This is a genomic window from Pseudomonas sp. UYEF17 (assembly GCF_040546125.1).
GTDB lineage: Bacteria > Pseudomonadota > Gammaproteobacteria > Pseudomonadales > Pseudomonadaceae > Aquipseudomonas > Aquipseudomonas putida_Z.
In genome coordinates, this window is the sequence record NZ_JBEPNE010000003.1 from 215,532 (window position 1) to 236,165 (window position 20,634).

Consider the following 20,634-nt stretch of genomic DNA (forward strand, 5'->3'; position numbering starts at 1 on the left):
ATGTCGAAGTTCTTTATCGATCGCCCGATCTTCGCCTGGGTGATCGCCTTGGTGATCATGCTGGTCGGCGCCTTGTCGATCCTGAAGCTGCCGATCAACCAGTACCCCAGCATCGCGCCGCCGGCCATCGCCATCGCCGTGACCTACCCGGGCGCCTCGGCGCAAACCGTGCAGGACACCGTGGTACAGGTGATCGAGCAGCAGCTCAACGGTATCGACAACCTGCGTTATGTGTCGTCGGAAAGTAACTCCGACGGCAGCATGACCATTACCGCCACCTTCGAGCAGGGCACCAACCCAGACACCGCGCAGGTGCAGGTGCAGAACAAGCTGAACCTGGCCACCCCGCTGCTGCCGCAGGAAGTGCAGCAGCAAGGTATCCGCGTCACCAAGGCAGTGAAGAACTTCCTGCTGGTGATCGGCCTGGTGTCCGAAGACGGCAGCATGACCAAGGACGACCTGGCCAACTACATCGTCTCCAACATGCAGGACCCGATCTCGCGTACCGCGGGTGTGGGTGACTTCCAGGTGTTCGGTGCGCAATACGCCATGCGTATCTGGCTCGATCCGGCCAAGCTGAACAAGTTCCAGCTGACCCCGGTCGACGTCAAGACCGCCGTGGCCGCGCAGAACGTGCAGGTGTCCTCCGGCCAGCTCGGCGGCCTGCCGGCCATGCCGGGTACCCAGCTGAACGCCACCATCATCGGCAAGACCCGCCTGCAGACTGCCGAGCAGTTCGAGAAGATCCTGCTCAAGGTCAACAGCGACGGTTCGCAGGTGCGTCTGGGTGATGTCGCCCAGGTTGGCCTGGGTGGTGAAAACTATGCCGTCAGCGCCCAGTTCAACGGCAAGCCGGCCTCCGGCCTGGCAGTAAAACTGGCCACCGGTGCCAACGCCCTGGACACCGCCAAGGCCCTGCGCCAGACCATCGCCGACCTGGAACCGTTCTTCCCGCCTGGGGTGAAAGCAGTATTCCCGTATGACACCACCCCGGTGGTCACCGAATCGATCAGTGGCGTTATCCACACCCTGATCGAAGCCGTGGTCCTGGTGTTCCTGGTGATGTACCTGTTCCTGCAGAACTTCCGCGCCACCATCATCACCACCATGACCGTACCGGTTGTGTTGCTGGGTACCTTCGGCATCCTTGCCGCTGCCGGCTTCAGCATCAACACCCTGACCATGTTCGCCATGGTCCTGGCCATCGGCCTGCTGGTGGACGACGCCATCGTCGTGGTGGAGAACGTCGAGCGGGTGATGTCCGAGGAAGGCTTGCCGCCCAAGGAAGCGACCAAGCGCTCGATGGAGCAGATCCAGGGTGCCCTGGTGGGTATCGCCCTGGTGCTGTCGGCGGTACTGCTGCCCATGGCATTCTTCGGCGGCTCCACGGGTGTGATCTACCGGCAGTTCTCCATCACCATCGTCTCGGCCATGGGCCTGTCGGTGCTGGTGGCGCTCATCTTCACCCCGGCCCTGTGCGCCACCATGCTCAAGCCGCTGAAGAAGGGCGAGCACCATGTGGCCAAGCGCGGCTTCTTTGGCTGGTTCAACCGCAACTTCGACCGCAGCGTAACCGGCTACGAGCGCAGCGTGGGTACCATCCTGCGCAACAAGGTACCGTTCCTGCTGGCCTACGCGCTGATCGTGGTCGGCATGATCTGGCTGTTCGCCCGCATCCCTACCGCGTTCCTGCCGGAAGAAGACCAAGGCGTATTGTTCGCCCAGGTACAGACCCCGGCCGGCTCCAGTGCCGAGCGCACCCAGGTGGTGGTCGACCAGATGCGTGAGTACCTGCTCAGCGAAGAGGCCGACACCGTGGCTTCGGTGTTCACCGTCAACGGCTTCAACTTCGCCGGCCGTGGCCAGAGCTCGGGTATGGCGTTCATCATGCTCAAGCCGTGGGATGAGCGCTCCAAGGAAAACAGCGTGTTCGCCCTTGCCCAGCGCGCCCAGCAGCACTTCTTCACCTTCCGCGATGCGATGGTGTTCGCCTTTGCCCCGCCTGCGGTGCTCGAACTGGGTAACGCCACCGGCTTCGACGTGTTCCTGCAGGACCGCGGCGGTGTCGGCCATGCCAAGCTGATGGAAGCGCGCAACCAGTTCCTGGCCAAGGCCGCGCAGAGCAAGATCCTCAGCGCCGTGCGCCCGAACGGCCTGAACGACGAGCCGCAGTACCAGCTGACCATCGATGACGAGCGTGCCAGCGCCCTGGGCGTGACCATCGCCGACATCAACAACACCCTGTCGATTGCCCTGGGTGCCAGCTACGTCAACGACTTCATCGACCGTGGCCGGGTCAAGAAGGTGTACATCCAGGGCGAGCCGAACGCGCGGATGAGCCCGGAAGACCTGCAGAAGTGGTACGTGCGCAATGGCGCCGGCGAAATGGTGCCGTTCTCCTCCTTCGCCAAGGGCGAATGGACCTACGGTTCGCCGAAGCTGTCGCGTTACAACGGCGTCGAGGCAATGGAAATCCTCGGTGCTCCGGCCCCGGGCTACAGTACCGGTGAAGCCATGGCCGAGGTCGAGCGCATTGCTGGCGAACTGCCAAGCGGCATCGGCTTCTCCTGGACCGGCATGTCCTACGAGGAAAAACTCTCCGGTTCGCAGATGCCGGCACTGTTCGCCCTCTCGGTACTGTTCGTGTTCCTGTGCCTGGCAGCCCTGTACGAAAGCTGGTCGATCCCGATCGCCGTGGTACTGGTAGTACCGCTGGGTATCATCGGTGCCCTGATCGCCACCAGCCTGCGCGGGTTGTCCAACGACGTGTACTTCCTGGTCGGCCTGTTGACCACCATCGGCCTGGCGGCGAAAAACGCCATCCTGATCGTCGAATTCGCCAAGGAACTGCACGAGCAAGGCCGCAGCCTGTACGACGCGGCGATCGAGGCGTGCCGCATGCGTCTGCGCCCGATCATCATGACCTCGCTGGCGTTCATCCTCGGCGTGGTACCGTTGACTATCGCCAGCGGCGCCGGCGCCGGCAGCCAGCATGCCATCGGTACTGGCGTGATCGGCGGCATGATCAGTGCGACCGTGCTGGCTATCTTCTGGGTACCACTGTTCTTCGTCGCAGTGTCGTCACTGTTCGGCAGCAAAGAGCCGGAAAAAGACGTCACCCCTGAAACTCCACGTTATGAGGCTGGGCAATGACCAAGTCTTTGTTGTCCCTGGCAGTAACCGCTTTCATTCTTGGCGGCTGCTCGTTGATCCCTGACTACAAGACCCCGGAATCGCCGGTGGCTGCGCAGTGGCCGCAAGGCCCTGCGTACTCGCCGACGCAATCGGCGGAAGTTGCCGCCGCCGAGCAGGGCTGGCGCCAGTTCTTCCACGACCCGGCACTGCAGCAGCTGATCCAGACATCGCTGGTCAACAACCGCGACCTGCGCGTTGCCGCGTTGAACATCGACGCCTACCGTGCGCAGTACCGCATCCAGCGTGCCGACCTGTTCCCGGCGGTTTCGGCCACCGGCAGCGGCAGCCGCCAGCGCGTACCGGCGAACATGTCGCAGACGGGCGAAGCGGGCATCACCAGCCAGTACTCGGCCACCCTGGGCGTCAGCGCCTATGAGCTGGACCTGTTCGGCCGCGTGCGCAGCCTGACCGAGCAGGCCCTGGAAACCTACCTGTCCAGCGAGCAGGCGCGTCGCTCCACGCAGATCAGCCTGGTGGCCAGCGTGGCCAACGCTTACTACACCTGGCAGGCCGACCAGGCGCTGTTCAAGCTGACCGAAGAAACGCTGAAGACCTACGAGGAAAGCTACAACCTCACCCGTCGCAGCAACGAAGTCGGCGTAGCCTCGGCACTCGACGTCAGCCAGGCGCGTACCGCCGTGGAAGGCGCCCGGGTCAAGTACTCGCAGTACCAGCGCCTGGTTGCCCAGGACGTCAACAGCCTGACCGTGCTGCTGGGCACCGGCATTCCCGCCGACCTGGCCAAGCCTCTGGAGCTCAATGCCGACCAGCTGGCCGAAGTACCGGCCGGCCTGCCGTCGGACATCCTCCAGCGTCGCCCGGACATCCAGGAAGCCGAGCACCTGCTCAAGGCCGCCAACGCCAACATTGGCGCGGCCCGCGCAGCGTTCTTCCCGAGCATCAGCCTGACCGCCAATGCCGGCAGCCTGAGCCCCGACATGGGCCACCTGTTCTCGGGCGGCCAGGGCACCTGGCTGTTCCAGCCGCAGATCAACCTGCCGATCTTCAACGCCGGCAGCCTGAAGGCCAGCCTGGACTACTCGAAGATCCAGAAGGACATCAACGTCGCCAAGTACGAAAAGACCATCCAGACCGCCTTCCAGGAAGTCTCCGATGGCCTGGCGGCGCGCAAGACCTTCGAAGAGCAGCTGCAGGCGCAACGCGACCTGGTGCAGGCGAACCAGGACTACTACCGCCTGGCCGAACGCCGCTATCGCATCGGTATCGACAGCAACCTGACCTTCCTCGACGCCCAGCGCAACCTGTTCAGCGCCCAGCAGGCACTGATCGGCGACCGCTTGTCGCAGCTGACCAGCGAGGTCAACCTGTACAAGGCGCTTGGCGGTGGCTGGTACGAGCAGACCGGGCAGGCCAACAACCAGCAGGCAGCGGTGGAAGCACCGAAGAGCTGATTGCAGCTGTCAAAGCATCAAGCCCACCCTCGCGGTGGGCTTTTTGTTTTGTTTTGCCTGTGCTGGCCTCTTCGCGGGCTTGCCCGCTCCCACAGGGCCACCACAGTTTCCAAAGCTGTGGTGATCCTGTGGGAGCGGGCAAGCCCGCGAAGAGGCCAGCACAGGAAAAACAATTAACCAACCAGAACATTCCGTTCGATTATCGCCCGCTTCCGTTTGTGGCGAATTGCCTCACCCCAGCCCTACCCCGCACCATCCTCACACGCAACGTTGCCCCGGTTCATCCCAAAAGACCCGCACCTGCAGGCCGCATCCTGCAGCGTACCGGCTCGCCCATAAAAACAAGAGATCCACGACAGATGAGCACTTTGCAACCCGCACGCCAGCTGCTGCCCGGCCTGTTGGCCATGTCCTGCGCGCTCCCCGTGTTCGCCGCCGACCAAGGTGGTTTCCTGGAGGACGCCAAGGCCACCCTCAACCTGCGCAACTTCTACATCAACCGCAACTTCGTCGACCCGGCCCACCCGCAGGCCAAGGCCGAGGAGTGGACGCAGAGCTTCATCCTCGACGCCCGCTCCGGCTTTACCCAAGGCACCGTCGGTTTCGGCGTGGACGTACTGGGCCTGTACTCGGTCAAGCTCGACGGCGGCAAAGGCACCACCAACACCCACCTGCTGCCGGTGCACGACGACGGCCGCCCGGCCGATGACTTCGGCCGCCTGGGCGTGGCACTGAAAGCCAAGCTGTCCGAAACCGAGCTGAAAGTGGGTGAATGGATGCCGGTACTGCCGATCCTGCGCTCGGACGATGGCCGCTCGCTGCCGCAGACCTTCCGCGGCGGCCAGCTGACCTCGAAGGAAATCGCCGGCCTGACCCTGTACGCCGGCCAGTTCCGCGGCAACAGCCCGCGCAACGACGCCAGCATGGAAGACATGTCGCTGAACGGTAAGGCCGCATTCACCTCCGACCGTTTCAACTTTGGCGGCGGCGAGTACACCTTCAACGACAAGCGCACCATGATCGGCGTGTGGGATGCCCAGCTCAAGGACATCTACCGCCAGCAGTACCTCAACCTGGTGCACAGCCAACCCCTGGGTGACTGGACCCTGGGCGCCAACCTGGGCTACTTCATCGGCAAGGAAGACGGCGCCGAACGCGCTGGCGAACTGGACAACCGCACTGCCTCGGCCATGCTCTCGGCGCGCTATCAGGGCCACACCTTCTACGTCGGCCTGCAGAAAGTCAGCGGCGACGACGCCTGGATGCGGGTCAACGGCACCAGCGGCGGCACCCTGGCAAACGACAGCTACAACTCCAGCTTCGACAACGCCAAGGAGCGCTCCTGGCAGGTGCGTCATGACTTCAACTTCGCCACCGTCGGCGTGCCAGGCCTGACCCTGATGAACCGCTACATAAAGGGTGACAACGTCACCGCAGGCGGCGTGGACGATGGCAAGGAATGGGCGCGGGAAACCGAATTAGCCTATGTGGTGCAGTCGGGCAGCTTCAAGGACCTGTCGGTGAAGTGGCGCAACTCCACCATGCGCCGCGACTTCAGCACCAACTCGTTCGATGAGAACCGGTTGATCGTGAGTTACCCGCTGAATCTCCTCTGAATTCTTCAGGTTCACCACAGTTTCAGAATCTGTGGTGAACCTGTGGGAGCGGGTTTACCCGCGAAGAGGCCAGAAGCCACAACAAATAACCATAAGCTATAAACAAATCAATAAACCTTCTTTGACGACATATGCAGCAACCGCTTGAATAGGCCCCTGATCCCCGCCCCAGAGCCGTGACATGGACCTCCGTCAGCTGCGCTACTTCATCGCCCTCACCGAATACCGCAGCTTCGTCCGTGCCGCCGAGGCCATGGGCATCACCCAACCCGCCTTCAGCCGTGCCATCCAGAGCCTGGAACACAGCTTCGGCTGCCCACTGGTCGACCGCGCCAGCAAAGCCCTGCCGCCCACCCCCGAAGGCCTGGTGGTGCTGCAGCATGCCCGGCGCCTGGTACAAGGTGCCGCGCAGCTGAGCAACGAAGTGCTGCAGATGACCAAGCTCGACGCCGGCGAGCTGCATTTCGGCAGCGGCCCGGCGCTGGCTGTGCGCCTGGTACCCGACGCCCTGCGCCACTTTCTCGAACGCCACCCGGGCATCCGCACCTCGCTGCTGGTGGACAACGCCGAACGCCTCGGCCAGGCTCTGCGCCGCGAGCAGATCGAGTTTTTCGTCGACGATATCCGCCCGTTCGAAGCCGACCCCAACTTCCACACCGAGCCCCTTTCACCACGCCCCGGCCTGTTCTTCTGCCGCCCGGGGCACCCATTGCTGGCCAAGGACAGCCTGTCGACCAACGACCTGTTCAGCTACCCCCTAGCCAGCGCCCTGCTCGCCCCCGGCGTGCGCAAGCGCCTGGCCAACCTGAGCGGGCGCAGCGATTTCACCCCGCACCTGCAAACCGAGCACCTGGCCGTGCTGCGCAGCGTGGTGCAGGCCAGCGATGCCATCGGCACCGCCAGCGAGGAAGCCGTGGCCGAAGACCTGGCCAGCGGCCGCCTGGTGCGCCTGCACTGGCGCAACCTGCCACCGGCACTGGAAGTGCTGAGCGTGCGCTGTGGCGTGGTCAGCCGCAGCGGTTACCGGCTATCGCCGGCGGCGCGAGCGATGATCGAGACGCTGGTGGGGCTGGATATGCCAGTGCGGGCTGCTGCCATTCGCTGAGCTGATGATGGTGGCAGGGGCGGGCTATCCTGAGCTATATCGGTCGCCTGTACCGGCCCTTTCGCGGGTGAACCCGCTCCCACAGGTACAGCGCAGCCCTCAGGAGTTGTGGTGCCCCCTGTGGGAGCGGGTTTACCCGCGAAGAGGCCAGAACAGGCAATACACCTCGATCAGGCAACCAGGGAGGCACAACAATGAAAACCCTCGTCGACCACCTGAGCCAATACGCCAGCTACCACCGCGACCCACGCAACATCGCCACCCACTTCGTCGGCATCCCGATGATCGTGCTGGCGGTCACCATCCTGCTGTCGCGCCCTGGCTGGGAGGTAGCCGGCATGTGGCTGTCCCCTGCCCTGCCAGCGGCGGCAGCCTCGGTCTGGTTCTACCTGCGCCTGGACCTGCGCTTCGGCCTGGTGATGGGGTTGTTGCTTGGGCTATGCCTGTGGGTCGGCCAGGTGCTGGCGATGCAGACGACAGCGCTGTGGCTCGGTGCCGGGCTGGGGGCGTTCGTGGTGGGCTGGATCATCCAGTTCGTCGGCCATTACTACGAAGGCCGCAAGCCGGCGTTTGTCGACGATGTCAGCGGATTGATCATCGGGCCGTTGTTCGTGGTGGCAGAAGCGGCATTCATGCTCGGCCTGTGCCCGGCCCTGAAACGCGCCGTCGAGGCCAACGCCGGGCCCGTGGTGGCGCGCTCTATGTAGGAGCGGCCTTGTGTCGCGATAGGGCTGCGAAGCGGCCCCAGGGTTTCAGCTTCGCAGCCAATATTGCCGGGGCCGCTTTGCGGCCCATCGCGACGCAAGGCCGCTCCTACAAGGGACCGCGTAGTGGTCAGGTACGCGACTCCACGCCCAGCTCATCCCACACCGACTCAGCCATGTGGAAGGTGGCATTGGCCGCCGGAATGCCGCAATAGATCGCGCTCTGCATCAGCACTTCCTTGATCTCGTCACGGGTCACGCCGTTGTTGGCCGCCGCGCGCAGGTGCAGCTTCAGCTCGTCGTTACGGTTCATGCCAATCAGCATGGCGATGGTGATCAGGCTACGGGTATGGCGCGGCAGGCCCGGGCGAGTCCAGATGTCACCCCAGGCGTGGCGGGTGATCATCTCCTGGAACTCGCCGTTGAAGTCGTTGAGCTTCTCCAGGCTGCGGTCCACGTGGGCATCGCCAAGCACTGCGCGGCGTACCTGCATGCCGGCGTCGTAACGTTGTTTCTCGTCCATGGCGGTATCCCTCAGTGAGCCAGCAGGAAGTCGAGCACGCGGCGGCTGAACGCCTCGCCGATCTCGACGTTGGACAGGTGCGCCGCCGGGAAGTCGACGTACTCGGCACCCGCGATACCGGCCTGCATGAAGCGGCCGTGCTCCGGAGTGGTCACCACGTCCTCGGTACCGGCAACGATCAGCGCCGGCACCTGGATGCGGCCCAACTGCTCGCGGTAGTCGGCATCGCGCACCGCGGCGCAGTTGCCGGCGTAGCCTTGCGGGCTGGTTTGCGCCAGCATCTGGCAGATACGCTGGGCTTGCGCTGGCTGGGCCTGGGCGAAGCCCGGGGTGAACCAGCGGGCGATGGAGGCATCGCGCAGGTCGACCATGGCCTGCTGGCCGCCCTTGAGCACGGTGTCGATACGGGTGTTCCACACCTCGTCGTTGGCGATCTTGGCGGCGGTATTGCACAGGGTCAGGCTGTGCAGGCGCTCGCCGGCATTGATGCCCAGCCACTGGCCGATCAGGCCGCCCATAGACAGGCCGACGAAGTGCGCCTTGGCGATATCCAGGCCATCGAGCAGGGCCAGCACGTCACGGCCCAGCTGTTCGATGCTGTAAGGGCCTTCAGTGACCAGCGACCCACCGTGGCCACGGGTGTCGTAGCGCAACACGCGCAAGTGCTGGCTCCACAGTGGAATCTGCGTGTCCCACATGCCCAGGTCGGTACCGAGCGAGTTGGACAGGACCAGCACCGGGGCGTTTTCCGGGCCATCGATCTGGTAATTCAAAACGCCATCGGCCAGTTGCAAGTGCGCCACAGCGGTCTCCTTCAGGCAGTGAAACGTTGATGTTCGGACACGGCGCGCGCCACCCAGACGCGGGCCTGGCCCAGGTAATGGGCAGGGTCGAGCAAGCGATCGAGTTCTTCGGCGGACAACTCGGCGCTGACTTGCGGCTCTTCACCCAGCACGGTGCGCAGGTGGCGCTGTTCGGCCACGGCGCGCTGGCAGCACTGCTCCAGCAGGTGGTGGGCGTGGTCGCGGCCCAGGCGCTGGGCAAGGACGATGCTCACCGCTTCGGCCAGCACCAGGCCCTGGGTCAGGTCGAGGTTACGGCGCATGTGCGCGGCATCCACTTCCATGCCCTCGGCAATCACCTGGGCCTGGCGCAGCGCACCAGATACCAGGCAGCAGATGTCCGGCAGGGTTTCCCATTCGGCATGCCACAGGCCGAGGCTGCGCTCATGCTCCTGGGGCATGGCGGCGAACAGCGTCGAAACCAGCCCCGGCACGCGGGTCGCGGCGCCGATCAGCACCGCGGCGCCGACAGGGTTGCGCTTGTGCGGCATGGTCGAAGACCCACCCTTGCCCGGCGCGGAAGGCTCGAACAGTTCCCCCGCCTCGGTCTGCATCAGCAGGCTGACATCACGGCCGAACTTGCCCAGGCTACCGGCGACCAGGCCCAGCACCGAGGCAAACTCCACCAGGCGGTCGCGCTGGGTGTGCCAGGGCTGCTCGGGCAGGGTCAGCTTGAGCTGCTCGGCCAGGGCTTCGGCCACCGGCATCGCCTTGCTGCCCAAAGCCGCCAGGCTGCCCGAGGCGCCGCCGAACTGCAGCACCAGCAAGCGTGGGCGCAGCTCCTGCAGGCGCTGGCGGTGACGGGTCAAGGCGCCCAGCACACCGGCCAGTTTCATGCCCAGGGTCACCGGGGTGGCATGCTGCAGCCAGGTGCGCCCCACCAGCGGCGTGTCGGCGTGCTGCAAGGCCTGGCGCGACAAGGTATCGGCCAGCTTGCCGAGGTCGGCTTCGATCAGGTCGAGGGCAGCACGCAGCTGCAGGACCAGCCCGGTGTCCATCGCGTCCTGGCTGGTGGCGCCCAGGTGCACATAGCGCTCGGCTTCGGGCACGCCACTGGCAATCACCTTGCCCAACGCCTTCACCAGCGGGATCGCCGAGTTGCCAGCAGTGGCGATGGCATTGGCCAGCGCGCCAACGTCATAGCGCTCGGCGTGGCACGCCGCCTCGATGGCCGCTACCGCGCTATGCGGGACCAGCCCGGCAGCCGCCTCGGCCCGCGCCAGCGCCGCTTCGAAATCGAGCATGCCCTGCAGGCGGCCACGGTCGGAGAAGATCTCGCGCATGGCCGGTGCGGTGAAGTAGGCGTCGAACAGTTGGTTGGTCATGCCACGTCCTTAATCATCGTGGTGCAGGTACGCGGCCTGCTTCGGCAAGCGCAGGCTGAACAGGAAGGCAATCGCCATCATCGCTGTCACGTACCAGTAGAAAGTGTTTTCCATGCCCAGGGTCTTCAGACCCAGGGCAACGTATTCGGCGGAACCGCCGAACGCCGCGTTGGCCACTGCATAGGCCAGGCCCACACCCAGCGCACGCACCTGCGGCGGGAACATCTCGGCCTTCACCAGGCCGCTGATCGAGGTGTAGAAACTGACGATACACAACGCCAGGGTAATCAGCACGAAGGCCATGAACGGGCTGCTCACGGTTTTCAGCGCCATCAGCAGCGGCACGGTGAACAGCGTACCCAGGGCGCCGAACAGCATCATCGAATTACGCCGGCCGATGCGGTCGGAGAGCATGCCGAAGAACGGCTGCAGCACCATGAACAGGAATAGCGCGCCAGTCATCACGTAGCTGGCGTTTTTTGCGGTCATGCCGGCGGTGTTGACCAGGTACTTCTGCATGTAGGTGGTGAAGGTGTAGAAGATCAGCGAACCGCCCGCGGTATAGCCGAGCACGGTGATGAAAGCCGCCGCGTGGTTGCGGAACAGGCCCTTGATGGTGCCGGCGTCCTTGTCCTGGCGGGTTTCGGCGCTGCTGGTCTCATGCAGCGAGCGGCGCAGCATCAGCGAGATCAGCGCGGCAATGGCGCCGACCACGAACGGAATGCGCCAGCCCCAGGCGCGCAGTTCTTCTTCAGTGAGCAGCTGCTGCAGGATCACCACCACCAGCACCGCCAGCAACTGGCCGCCGATCAGGGTCACGTACTGGAACGAGGCGAAGAAGCCGCGCTGGCCGCGCAGGGCCACTTCACTCATGTAGGTGGCAGTGGTGCCGTATTCGCCGCCTACCGACAGGCCCTGGATCAGCCGGGCCAGCAACAGCAGCGCCGGGGCCCAGGTGCCGATGCTGGCATAGGTGGGCAGGCAGGCGATCATCAGGGAGCCGAAGCACATCATCAGCACCGAGATCATCAGGGAATTCTTGCGACCATGGCGGTCAGCGAGGCGGCCGAAGATCCAGCCACCGATGGGGCGCATCAGAAAGCCCGCGGCGAACACGCCTGCCGTGTTCAACAACTGCACGGTGGGGTCGTCGGAGGGGAAGAAAGCCGGGGCAAAGTAGATCGCGCAGAAGGCATAGACGTAGAAGTCGAACCATTCCACCAGGTTGCCTGAAGAGGCACCAACGATAGCGAAGATGCGTTTGCTGCGTTCTTCGCCGGTGTAATAGGCTGAGGTCATGGTGAGTTTACTCCTGGAGGGTCGCAGGTAATTCTAGACACACCTGGTAACACACTCGTTCCGCTATCTGGCTGGCAATTAGCCTTGAGTCGCATGTGCCGGCCTCTTCGCGGGTAAACCCGCTCCCACAGGGGATGCGTGGTTCCCTGTGGGAGCGGGTTTACCCGCGAAGAGGCCGGTACAGGTCAAACCCGCTCGATGGCCAGCGCCAAACCTTGGCCTACGCCCACACACATGGTCGCCAGACCTTTACGCCCACCGCTCTTCTCCAGCTGGTGAAGCGCAGTCAGCACCAGGCGCGCACCGCTCATGCCCAGCGGGTGGCCCAGGGCGATGGCACCGCCGTTGGGGTTCACCTGCGGTGCATCGTCGGCCACACCCAGCTCACGCAGCACCGCCAGACCTTGGCTGGCAAAGGCTTCGTTGAGCTCGATCACATCGAAATCATTCACCGCCACACCCAGGCGCTCGGTCAGCTTGCGCACTGCCGGCACCGGGCCAATGCCCATCACCCGCGGTACAACACCGGCGCTGGCCATGCCCAGTACCCGGGCACGTGGGGTCAGGCCGTGTTTCTTCACCGCCTCGGCCGAGGCCAGGATCAACGCCGCGGCACCGTCGTTCACGCCCGAGGCGTTGCCGGCGGTGACGGTCTTGTCCGGGCCGTTGACCGGCTTGAGCTTGGTCAGGGCTTCCAGCGTGGTTTCCGGGCGCAGGTGCTCGTCATGCTCGACGATGGTCTCGCCCTTCTTGTGCGCGATACGCACCGGCACGATTTCTTCGGCGAAGAAACCGGCGGCCTGGGCGGCAGCTGCCTTCTGCTGGCTGCGCAGGGCGAAGGCGTCCTGGTCAGCACGCGAAACCTGGTAATCGTCGGCCACGTTGTCGGCGGTTTCCGGCATTGAATCCACACCGTACTGGCTCTTCATCAGTGGGTTGATGAAACGCCAGCCGATGGTCGTGTCTTCGAGCTTCATGTTGCGCGAATAGCCGCTTTCGGCCTTGCCCATGACGAACGGGGCACGCGACATCGACTCGACGCCGCCGGCAATCGCCAGCTCCATTTCGCCGCTGGCAATGGCGCGGAAGGCAGTGCCGATGGCATCCATGCCCGACGCGCACAGGCGGTTCAGGGTAACGCCCGGGATGCTCTGCGGCAGGCCGGCCAGCAACAGCGCCATGCGCGCCACGTTGCGGTTGTCTTCACCGGCCTGGTTGGCGCAGCCGAAGAACACTTCGTCAACCTGATCCCACTGCACGCTCGGGTTGCGCTCGATCAGCGCCTTCAGCGGCACGGCGGCCAGGTCGTCGGCCCGCACACCGGCCAGGGCGCCGCCGAAGCGGCCGATCGGGGTACGGATGGCGTCACAGATGAATACGTCGCGCATCAGGCTTCTCCTGCCACCTGGCCATGGGCCGCGGCGGTACGGGCTTCGAGGTCACGCAGGGCGGACAGCTCGACTTCGGTAGGTTCGGCAGTGGTCTGCACATCGTCGGCAAAGCGGATCGCCCAGCCAGTGGCGGCGATGATCTGCTCGCGGGTCACACCCGGGTGGATCGCGGTGACGACGAATTCGTGGGTGCCGGCTTCCGGCTCCATGATGCACAGGTCGGTGATGATGCCGACCGGGCCGTCGCCTGGCAGGCCAAGGCGTTTGCGCGAGTCGCCGCCTTCACCGTGGCCAACAGAGGTGATGAAGTCCAGCTTGTCGACGAAGGCACGCGGCGACTGCTTGAGGATGATCAGCACCTGCTTGGCAGAGCCGGCGATTTCCGGTGCGCCACCGGCACCCGGCAGGCGGGTTTTCGGGGCGTGGTAGTCACCGACCACAGTCGTGTTGATGTTGCCGAAGCGGTCGACCTGGGCGGCGCCGAGGAAGCCGACGTCGATGCGCCCACCTTGCAGCCAGTAGCGGAAGATCTCGCCGGTCGGCACCACGGTGTCAGCGGTTTCGGCCAGCTCGCCGTCGCCGATCGACAGCGGCAGCACGCTGGGCTTGGCGCCGATCGGGCCGGATTCGTAGATCAGCACCACATCTGGCGACGAGGTCAGGCGCGCCAGGTTGGCAGCCTTGGATGGCAGGCCGATGCCGACGAAGCACACAGCACCGTTGCGCAGGCGACGGGCTGCGGCGACGGTCATCATTTCGGAAGTGGAGTAGCTCATTGTGCGGCCTCCGCAGTGCTGGCCAGCTTGGCCTTGAATTCGTTGAAATCGGCAGTGCCACGGATGTAGGTGTCGATCCAGGCGGTGAACGATTCGCGGCTACGCGCGATCGGGTCCCAGGCCTGGTAGAAGCGGTTGTCACGCTCGTAGTAGCCGTGGGCATAGGACGGGTGCGCACCACCTGGCACCAGGCACACCGCGCTCAGCGCCCAGGTCGGCAGCACGCAGGCGTTCATCGGCGCCTGCAGGTCGTCGACGATTTCCTCGACGGTGACGATGCAGCGCTTGGCGGCCAGGGCGGCTTCCTTCTGCACACCGAGGATGCCCCACAGCAGCACGTTGCCTTTACGGTCGGCCTTTTGCGCGTGGATCACGGTCACGTCCGGGCGCACCGACGGCACGGCTGCCAGCACTTCACCGGTGAACGGGCAGGTGACGCTCTTGATCAGTGGGTTGACCTTCGGCAGGTCGGAGCCGGCGTAGGCACGCAGCACGGCGAACGGCAGGCCAGAAGCACCGGCGACATAGGCGTTGGCCAGGTCGGCGTGGCTGTGTTCTTCGATTTCGATGGCGTGTGGCCACTGCTTCTCGACGGCATCACGCAGGCGGTGCAGCGAACCGACACCCGGGTTACCACCCCAGGAGAAGATCAGCTTGCTGGCGCAACCGGCGCCGATCAGCTGGTCGTAGATCAGGTCCGGAGTCATGCGCACCAGGGTCAGGTCGCGCTTGCCCTGACGGATGATCTCGTGGCCGGCGGCAGTCGGGATCAGGTGGGTGAAACCTTCGAGGGCGACGGTATCGCCATCCTGGATGAACTGCTTCACGGCTTCGTGAAGCGGGAGAATTGCAGCCATTTGGAGACTCCTGGTCAGGGTGCTTCGGTGAGCTCAGATTAAGGAGACTGGTGGGTGGCTTACAATCCGATAATCGACTATTTGTGCGATTATCGAACCATTTGTTGTCCTGCTACTCATCTTGATTCTGGGGCTGCTGCGCAGCCCTTTCGCGACACAAGGCCGCTCCTACAGGGGATCGCGTTTCCCTGTAGGAGCAGCCTTGTGCTGCGAAGGGCCGCAAACTTCAGGTCGCGTCAGCGTGGCTCACCAGCCCTTTCACGATCACACCCACGGTCGCCAGCCCCGCCGGCACCAGCAACGCCGTCAGCACCTGTTCGAAGTTCCAGCCCAGCCCCAGCAGCGTTGCGCCACTCCAGGCCCCGAGAATCGCCCCGAAGCGGCCGATACCCAGCATCCACGATACCCCTGTGGCGCGGCCCTGTGTCGGATAGAAGCGCGCCGCCAGCGAAGGCATCGCCGACTGGGCGCCGTTCACGCACATGCCGGCAACCAGCACCAGGGTGGCCAATACGGTGATGTTGACCAGGCTCTGCCCCACGGCGTAGGCGAACACCCCGGCCAGCAGGTAGAAAATGCCGATCACCTTGTGCGGGTTGAAGCGGTCCATTGCCCAGCCCACGCCGACGGCACTCAGCACGCCACCGAACTGGAACAGTGCGCCGATGAAGGCAGCCTGTTCCATGCTCGCGCCGCTGTCGCGCATCAAGGTTGGCAGCCAGCTGGTCAGCAGATAGACGATCACCAGGCCCATGAAGTAGGTCAGCCACAACAGCATGGTGCCCATGCCGTAGGTACCGGAGAAGATCAGCGCGAACACGTTGCGCGCTGCCACCGCCTTCTGCTCCGGCACGCTGAAGCTGCCCGCCTCGGCCACCACCAGCGGCGCGATGGGCGACAAGGTCTGGCGCACCTTGTCGGTGCCCCGATTGCGCACCACCAGGAACCGCGCCGACTCCGGCAGCCATACCATCAGCACCAGCGCCAGCAGCAACGGCAGCACGCCACCGATCACCAGCAGGCTGTGCCAGCCGTAAGCCGGGATCATCTTGGCGGAAATGAAACCACCACCGGCCATGCCCAGGTTGAAGCCGCAGAACATGCTGGTCACCAGCAGCGACTTGAGGCGCTCGGGGGTGTATTCAGACAACAGCGTGGTGGCGTTGGGCATGCCTGCGCCAAGGCCCAGGCCGGTCAGGAAGCGCAACACCAGCAACTGGTCGACGTTGGTGGCATAGGCCGAGGCCAGGCTGAAGCCGCCGAATACCAGCACCGCGCCCACCAGCACGCCCTTGCGACCAAACCGGTCCGCCAGCGGGCCGGAGCCGAGGGCACCGAAAACCATGCCGATCAATGCAGCACTCATGACCGGGCCGAGGCTGGCGCGGTCAATCCCCCACTCCTGCGACAGGGCCGGGGCGATGAAGCCCATGGCGGCGGTGTCCAGGCCATCGAGGAAGACGATCAGGAAGCACAGCAACACCACCCGCCATTGGTAGCGGGACAGCGGCTGCTGATTGATGAACGACTGGACGTCGAGGCTTTTGCCGACGTTGGTTTGCGCTTGGTTCATTGTTGTTATCCAGAATGAGGGGCACAGCCAGGCCACTGCACGCGATAAACCGGTACAGAGGACAATAGTTTGAGGGAATGCGGCCGGCGTCAGCCTGGATATAACGGTACTGCGCGCGGGTGCGGCCGCGGCAGCGAGGGGACAGTATTCATGTAAGTGCCTCTTATTATGTTTTTCTTGTTCGGTCGGCACAGCCGACCGTTGCGAGAGACATTAATCAGCGGGCGGTGGTGGCGCAATTGACCGCGAACGACACTGTGCGTTTATCGCACAGGAAACGGTTTTGCCTGTTCTAAATTTGAAAGGGGGCGCTGTGCGCCCCAATCGCGACACAAGGCCGCTCCCACAGGTATCGCACAATATTTGATATATGCGAGGCCCTTGTGGGAGCGGCCTTGTGTCGCGATTGGGCCGCAAAGCGGCCCCCGGCAGGCTCAGCCAAACAACTGATGGCAAAGGTCCCGGCTGGCCGCCAGCAGGATCGGCAAGAACCGCTGCTCCAGTTCACTGCGCGTCACCCGCCCGACATGGGTACTCACATTCAACGCCGCCAACACCTGCCCCGAGGCGTCATACACCGGCACCGCAATCGAACGCAGCCCCTGCTCCAGCTCCTGGTCCACCACGCACCAGCCCTGGGCGCGCACCTGCTGGATACAGGCGAACAGCGACTCGGGGTCATGCAAGGTACGGCTGGTACGCGCCTTCAGGTCGGCACGCTCCAGGTATTCACGCAGGCTGGTGTCGTCCATGGCCGCCAACAGAATGCGCCCCATCGATGTGCAATAGGCCGGCAGGCGCCCGCCCACCGACAGGTCGACCGAAATCAGCCGCTCCACGGTGGCCGAACGGGCTATATAAAGAATGTCGTCACCTTCGAGCGTGGCCATGTTGGCCGCCTCGTGCAGCTGGTCGCTGATGCGGTCCAGGTAAGGCTGGGCGGAAATCGCCAGCGGCGTCGACGACAGGTACGCATGCCCCAGCGTCAGCACTTTGGGCAACAGCGAATAGGTGCGCCCGTCGGTGGTGGCGTAACCCAGCTTGATCAACGTGTGCAGGCAACGGCGTACCGCCGCACGAGGGATTTCGGTGCGGTGGCTGATCTGGGCGATGGTCAGGTGACGCTTGCGTTCCTGGAAAGCCTGGATCACAGCCAGGCCTCGCGCCAGGGAGGTCATGAAGTCCGGGTCGCCAGTAAAGGCCTGGATGCGCTTTGCCGGGGAAGCCACGATCGGCGGTGCCAGGGCTGCCGAGGCAGACCGCCCCTGCTCCGGGTTGCCCGACTCTGGATTGACGGAATCGTTGGCCAGGGTTTCGTCACTCATCGCACACCTCAAAAAAAACGCCCACTCGTGCGATTATCGAACAAACGGCCGATAATCGCAATTGACCGCTGACACTTTTACTTATACCTTTCTCATGCCACTTGTGGCTTCTTTGGAGAGACTGGTCAGGTACCCACCGTAGAAGTCCCCAGGCAACGGCCTCGCCTTTTGGCGAGGCCGTTTTTCATTACCCTCCCGGTCGACGGGCCCGCTGCTGCATTGCAACGAACTTTTGTCCGTCTTGCCTTTCAAACTTGTACGAAAGGCCCAAACTGTTGTCGGATGCATTGCGTTACTTGCGTCTGGTGATGTCAGGGTTGGGTAAATAACGATGTTCGGCGAAATATCGGTTGCTATAATCGATTGCGCGGGCCTCGACGATGCCGTGGCAATGGAACCTTCCGCTGTATCAAACCGTTGCGGCCAGCAAGGCATGTGCACGCTGCACAGCGCATAACAACACTCATCAAAACTAATTCAGGTACTACTGTGACGAAAGATGAACTGCGCGCGGAACTCGAGCGCCAGGCTGAACGTTACAAGGATGTTTACGGTGGCGAAGTCACCACTTACGCCGCACAACCGGATCCGGAACGCAAACCTTGGCGCAAGCGCGCAAGCGTGCGCGACCAGGCCTTCAGCCAGGAACTGGAACGCATGGAAAAGGAACTGCGCAGCGACACTCCCTGACCCCGGGACCACGCCAGCGCGTCGTCGCCCGGCCAGCCCGGGCGCGGTCGATCTTTACTGTCTGGCCGAAGGTGAAATGGAATTACACAAATTTCATACGGCCGTTTGAACAGAAGCGAAGCGGCTTTTTCTCCAGCTTTTTGCCGGTTTTCGCCAGGTTTTGCGCGTTTTAGCGGACATTTCCCTTCCTGCACGCCCCTCCGTGCACATCCCGCTCCCGACAGGAAGATTGCCGTCGGTCTGTCGCGGATGCATCGATTGCCAAGGTTTTCTGGCATAATCCCGCCCCCCTAAGACCGCCAGACAACCTTCATGATCGAATTATTCAGCGGACTGGATGCCTGGGTGTTGGTGAGCCTGCTGCTCGCCTTGACCTTCGTGCTCGCCTTCGAGTTCATCAATGGCTTTCATGACACCGCCAACGCGGTAGCTACCGTCATCTATACCAAAGCCATGCCGCCGCACCTCGCCGTGTTCTTCTCCGGCGTGTTCAACTTCCTTGGCGTTCTGCTCGGCGGTGTCGGGGTGGCCTATGCCATCGTGCACCTGCTGCCGGTAGAGCTGCTGATCAATGTGAACACCGGACACGGCCTGGCCATGGTCTTCTCGCTGCTGGCTGCGGCCATCACCTGGAACCTGGGCACCTGGTACTTCGGTATCCCCGCCTCCAGCTCGCACACGCTGATCGGCTCCATCCTCGGCGTCGGCCTGGCCAACGCCCTGATCAACGACATCCCGCTGGGCGACGGCGTCAACTGGCAGAAGGCGATCGACATCGCCATGTCGCTGGTGGTCTCGCCGATGGCCGGCTTCGCCGTTGCCGCCCTGGTACTGATCGGCCTGAAGTGGTGGCGCCCGCTGTCGAAGATGCACAAGACCCCCGAGCAGCGCCGCAAGCTCGACGACAAGAAGCACCCGCCGTTCTGGAACCGCCTGGTACTGGTGGTTTCGGCCATGGGCGTGAGCTTCGTGCACGGCTCCAACGACGGCCAGAAAGGCATCGGCCTGATCATGCTGGTGCTGATCGGTATCGTTCCGGCCAAGTTCGTTCTCGACCTGAACAGCACCACCTATCAGATCGAGCGTACCCGCGACGCCACCCTGCACATGAGCCAGTTCTACCAGCGCAACGCCGCCACCCTGGGCGAGTTCCTGGCACTGGGCAAGGCCAAGGCCAGCGACCTGCCGGAGCAGTTCAGCTGCAACCCGCAGCAGACCGAGCCGACCATTGCCGCGCTGCAATCCTCGCTGCAGGGCGTGACCGACTACCACAGCCTGAGTGCCGACAAGCGTGTCGAAGTGCGCCGCTACCTGCTGTGCCTGGACGACACGGCGAAGAAGGTCGGCAAGCTGCCAGGCCTGGAAGCCCGTGAAAAGGCCGACCTGGAAAAACTGCGCAAAGACCTGACCGCCACCACCGAGTACGCCCCGTTCTGGGTGATCGTGGCCGTCGCCCTGGCCCTGGGCCTGGGTACCATGGTCGGCTGGAAGCGCGTGGTACTGACCGTTGGCGAGAAGATCGGCAAGCAGGGCATGACCTATGCCCAGGGCATGTCGGCGCAGATCACCGCGGCTTGCGCCATCGGCATGGCCAACATCTTCGCCCTGCCGGTATCGACCACCCACGTGTTGTCGTCCGGTGTGGCCGGCACCATGGTCGCCAACAAGAGCGGCCTGCAAGGCGGCACCGTGAAGACCATCCTGCTGGCCTGGGTACTGACCCTGCCTGCGTCGATGGGCCTGGCGGCCGGCCTGTTCTGGCTGGCGTCCAAAGCCATTGGCTGAGTGATACCGCAATAAGAAGAAGGCGCCCTCGGGCGCCTTTTTCGTATCCGCAACACACACGCCTCTTGTAGGAGCGGCCTTGTGTCGCGAAAGGGCTGCAGAGCAGCCCCAGCAATTTGTGCATCTGCGCTGAAATCCCGGGGCTGCTTCGCAGCCCTTTCGCGACACAAGGCCGCTCCTACAGGTACAGCGCAGGCCTGTGGATGGGGGCCGATA

General features: G+C 63.9%; 16 protein-coding genes. 7 read left to right on the forward strand and 9 right to left on the reverse strand.

Features of this window, described 5'->3' with window-relative positions; genetic code table 11:
- The 5 genes from ttgB to ABIB24_RS06365 all read left to right on the forward strand — a co-directional run bounded on the left by ttgB (nucleotide 1) and on the right by ABIB24_RS06365 (nucleotide 8,035).
- Nucleotides 1-3,153, forward strand: a complete 3,153-nt coding sequence (ttgB, locus tag ABIB24_RS06345; RefSeq protein ID WP_075046219.1) for a multidrug efflux RND transporter permease subunit TtgB — start codon at nucleotides 1-3, stop codon at nucleotides 3,151-3,153.
- On the forward strand, nucleotides 3,150-4,607 hold the full coding sequence (locus ABIB24_RS06350; protein WP_274078308.1) for an AdeC/AdeK/OprM family multidrug efflux complex outer membrane factor: 1,458 nt from the start codon (nucleotides 3,150-3,152) through the stop codon (nucleotides 4,605-4,607). Before ttgB ends, ABIB24_RS06350 begins: the two co-directional genes overlap by 4 nt.
- Nucleotides 4,608-4,966: 359 nt before the next feature.
- Entirely contained in the window at nucleotides 4,967-6,223 is a 1,257-nt protein-coding gene (locus tag ABIB24_RS06355) for an OprD family porin (protein WP_274078307.1), read from the forward strand.
- A gap of 181 nt (nucleotides 6,224-6,404) precedes the next feature.
- Complete coding sequence (locus tag ABIB24_RS06360; RefSeq protein WP_085692306.1) at nucleotides 6,405-7,328, forward strand: LysR family transcriptional regulator; 924 nt, start codon at nucleotides 6,405-6,407, stop codon at nucleotides 7,326-7,328.
- A gap of 194 nt (nucleotides 7,329-7,522) precedes the next feature.
- On the forward strand, nucleotides 7,523-8,035 hold the full coding sequence (locus ABIB24_RS06365; protein WP_025340488.1) for an Mpo1 family 2-hydroxy fatty acid dioxygenase: 513 nt from the start codon (nucleotides 7,523-7,525) through the stop codon (nucleotides 8,033-8,035).
- A gap of 127 nt (nucleotides 8,036-8,162) precedes the next feature.
- Here ABIB24_RS06365 and pcaC read toward each other — a convergent pair whose 3' ends face one another.
- The 9 genes from pcaC to pcaR form a co-directional block, all read right to left on the reverse strand.
- Entirely contained in the window at nucleotides 8,163-8,555 is a 393-nt protein-coding gene (gene pcaC, locus ABIB24_RS06370; protein ID WP_013974040.1) for a 4-carboxymuconolactone decarboxylase, read from the reverse strand.
- Nucleotides 8,556-8,566: 11 nt separating this feature from the next.
- Entirely contained in the window at nucleotides 8,567-9,358 is a 792-nt protein-coding gene (gene pcaD / locus ABIB24_RS06375) for a 3-oxoadipate enol-lactonase (RefSeq protein WP_015271650.1), read from the reverse strand.
- Between the two features lie 11 nt (nucleotides 9,359-9,369).
- On the reverse strand, nucleotides 9,370-10,722 hold the full coding sequence (locus ABIB24_RS06380; RefSeq protein ID WP_137162344.1) for a 3-carboxy-cis,cis-muconate cycloisomerase: 1,353 nt from the start codon (nucleotides 10,720-10,722) through the stop codon (nucleotides 9,370-9,372).
- A gap of 9 nt (nucleotides 10,723-10,731) precedes the next feature.
- Nucleotides 10,732-12,021 (reverse strand): MFS family transporter, encoded by a 1,290-nt coding sequence (locus ABIB24_RS06385; protein ID WP_046617253.1) that lies wholly within the window; start codon nucleotides 12,019-12,021, stop codon nucleotides 10,732-10,734.
- Nucleotides 12,022-12,206: 185 nt separating this feature from the next.
- On the reverse strand, nucleotides 12,207-13,412 hold the full coding sequence (gene pcaF / locus ABIB24_RS06390; RefSeq protein WP_354316272.1) for a 3-oxoadipyl-CoA thiolase: 1,206 nt from the start codon (nucleotides 13,410-13,412) through the stop codon (nucleotides 12,207-12,209).
- Complete coding sequence (locus ABIB24_RS06395; RefSeq protein ID WP_015271653.1) at nucleotides 13,409-14,188, reverse strand: CoA-transferase subunit beta; 780 nt, start codon at nucleotides 14,186-14,188, stop codon at nucleotides 13,409-13,411. Before ABIB24_RS06395 ends, pcaF begins: the two co-directional genes overlap by 4 nt.
- Nucleotides 14,185-15,045 (reverse strand): CoA transferase subunit A, encoded by an 861-nt coding sequence (locus tag ABIB24_RS06400; RefSeq protein ID WP_015271654.1) that lies wholly within the window; start codon nucleotides 15,043-15,045, stop codon nucleotides 14,185-14,187. Before ABIB24_RS06400 ends, ABIB24_RS06395 begins: the two co-directional genes overlap by 4 nt.
- 226 nt (nucleotides 15,046-15,271) lie before the next feature.
- Nucleotides 15,272-16,618 (reverse strand): 4-hydroxybenzoate transporter PcaK, encoded by a 1,347-nt coding sequence (gene pcaK, locus ABIB24_RS06405; RefSeq protein WP_354316238.1) that lies wholly within the window; start codon nucleotides 16,616-16,618, stop codon nucleotides 15,272-15,274.
- A gap of 434 nt (nucleotides 16,619-17,052) precedes the next feature.
- A complete protein-coding gene (gene pcaR, locus ABIB24_RS06410) occupies nucleotides 17,053-17,943 on the reverse strand; it encodes a pca regulon transcriptional regulator PcaR (RefSeq protein WP_025340494.1) in 891 nt (296 codons plus the stop codon).
- Nucleotides 17,944-18,432: 489 nt separating this feature from the next.
- Between pcaR and ABIB24_RS06415 the strand changes: the two genes are divergently transcribed.
- Nucleotides 18,433-18,633, forward strand: a complete 201-nt coding sequence (locus ABIB24_RS06415) for a hypothetical protein (protein WP_003259583.1) — start codon at nucleotides 18,433-18,435, stop codon at nucleotides 18,631-18,633.
- A gap of 312 nt (nucleotides 18,634-18,945) precedes the next feature.
- Nucleotides 18,946-20,418, forward strand: coding sequence for an inorganic phosphate transporter (locus ABIB24_RS06420; protein WP_025340495.1), 1,473 nt, complete (start codon nucleotides 18,946-18,948; stop codon nucleotides 20,416-20,418).
- Nucleotides 20,419-20,634 lie beyond the last annotated feature (216 nt).

Coding starts and splice junctions, on each gene's coding strand:
- ABIB24_RS06385 (WP_046617253.1), bottom strand. CDS start 12,021: ATGACCTCAGCCTATTACACCGGCGAAGAACGCAGCAAACGCATCTTC.
- ABIB24_RS06365 (WP_025340488.1), top strand. CDS start 7,523: ATGAAAACCCTCGTCGACCACCTGAGCCAATACGCCAGCTACCACCGC.
- ABIB24_RS06400 (WP_015271654.1), bottom strand. CDS start 15,045: ATGGCTGCAATTCTCCCGCTTCACGAAGCCGTGAAGCAGTTCATCCAG.
- ttgB (WP_075046219.1), top strand. CDS start 1: ATGTCGAAGTTCTTTATCGATCGCCCGATCTTCGCCTGGGTGATCGCC.
- pcaR (WP_025340494.1), bottom strand. CDS start 17,943: ATGAGTGACGAAACCCTGGCCAACGATTCCGTCAATCCAGAGTCGGGC.
- ABIB24_RS06350 (WP_274078308.1), top strand. CDS start 3,150: ATGACCAAGTCTTTGTTGTCCCTGGCAGTAACCGCTTTCATTCTTGGC.
- pcaC (WP_013974040.1), bottom strand. CDS start 8,555: ATGGACGAGAAACAACGTTACGACGCCGGCATGCAGGTACGCCGCGCA.
- ABIB24_RS06360 (WP_085692306.1), top strand. CDS start 6,405: ATGGACCTCCGTCAGCTGCGCTACTTCATCGCCCTCACCGAATACCGC.
- pcaK (WP_354316238.1), bottom strand. CDS start 16,618: ATGAACCAAGCGCAAACCAACGTCGGCAAAAGCCTCGACGTCCAGTCG.
- ABIB24_RS06395 (WP_015271653.1), bottom strand. CDS start 14,188: ATGAGCTACTCCACTTCCGAAATGATGACCGTCGCCGCAGCCCGTCGC.
- ABIB24_RS06355 (WP_274078307.1), top strand. CDS start 4,967: ATGAGCACTTTGCAACCCGCACGCCAGCTGCTGCCCGGCCTGTTGGCC.
- ABIB24_RS06420 (WP_025340495.1), top strand. CDS start 18,946: ATGATCGAATTATTCAGCGGACTGGATGCCTGGGTGTTGGTGAGCCTG.
- ABIB24_RS06380 (WP_137162344.1), bottom strand. CDS start 10,722: ATGACCAACCAACTGTTCGACGCCTACTTCACCGCACCGGCCATGCGC.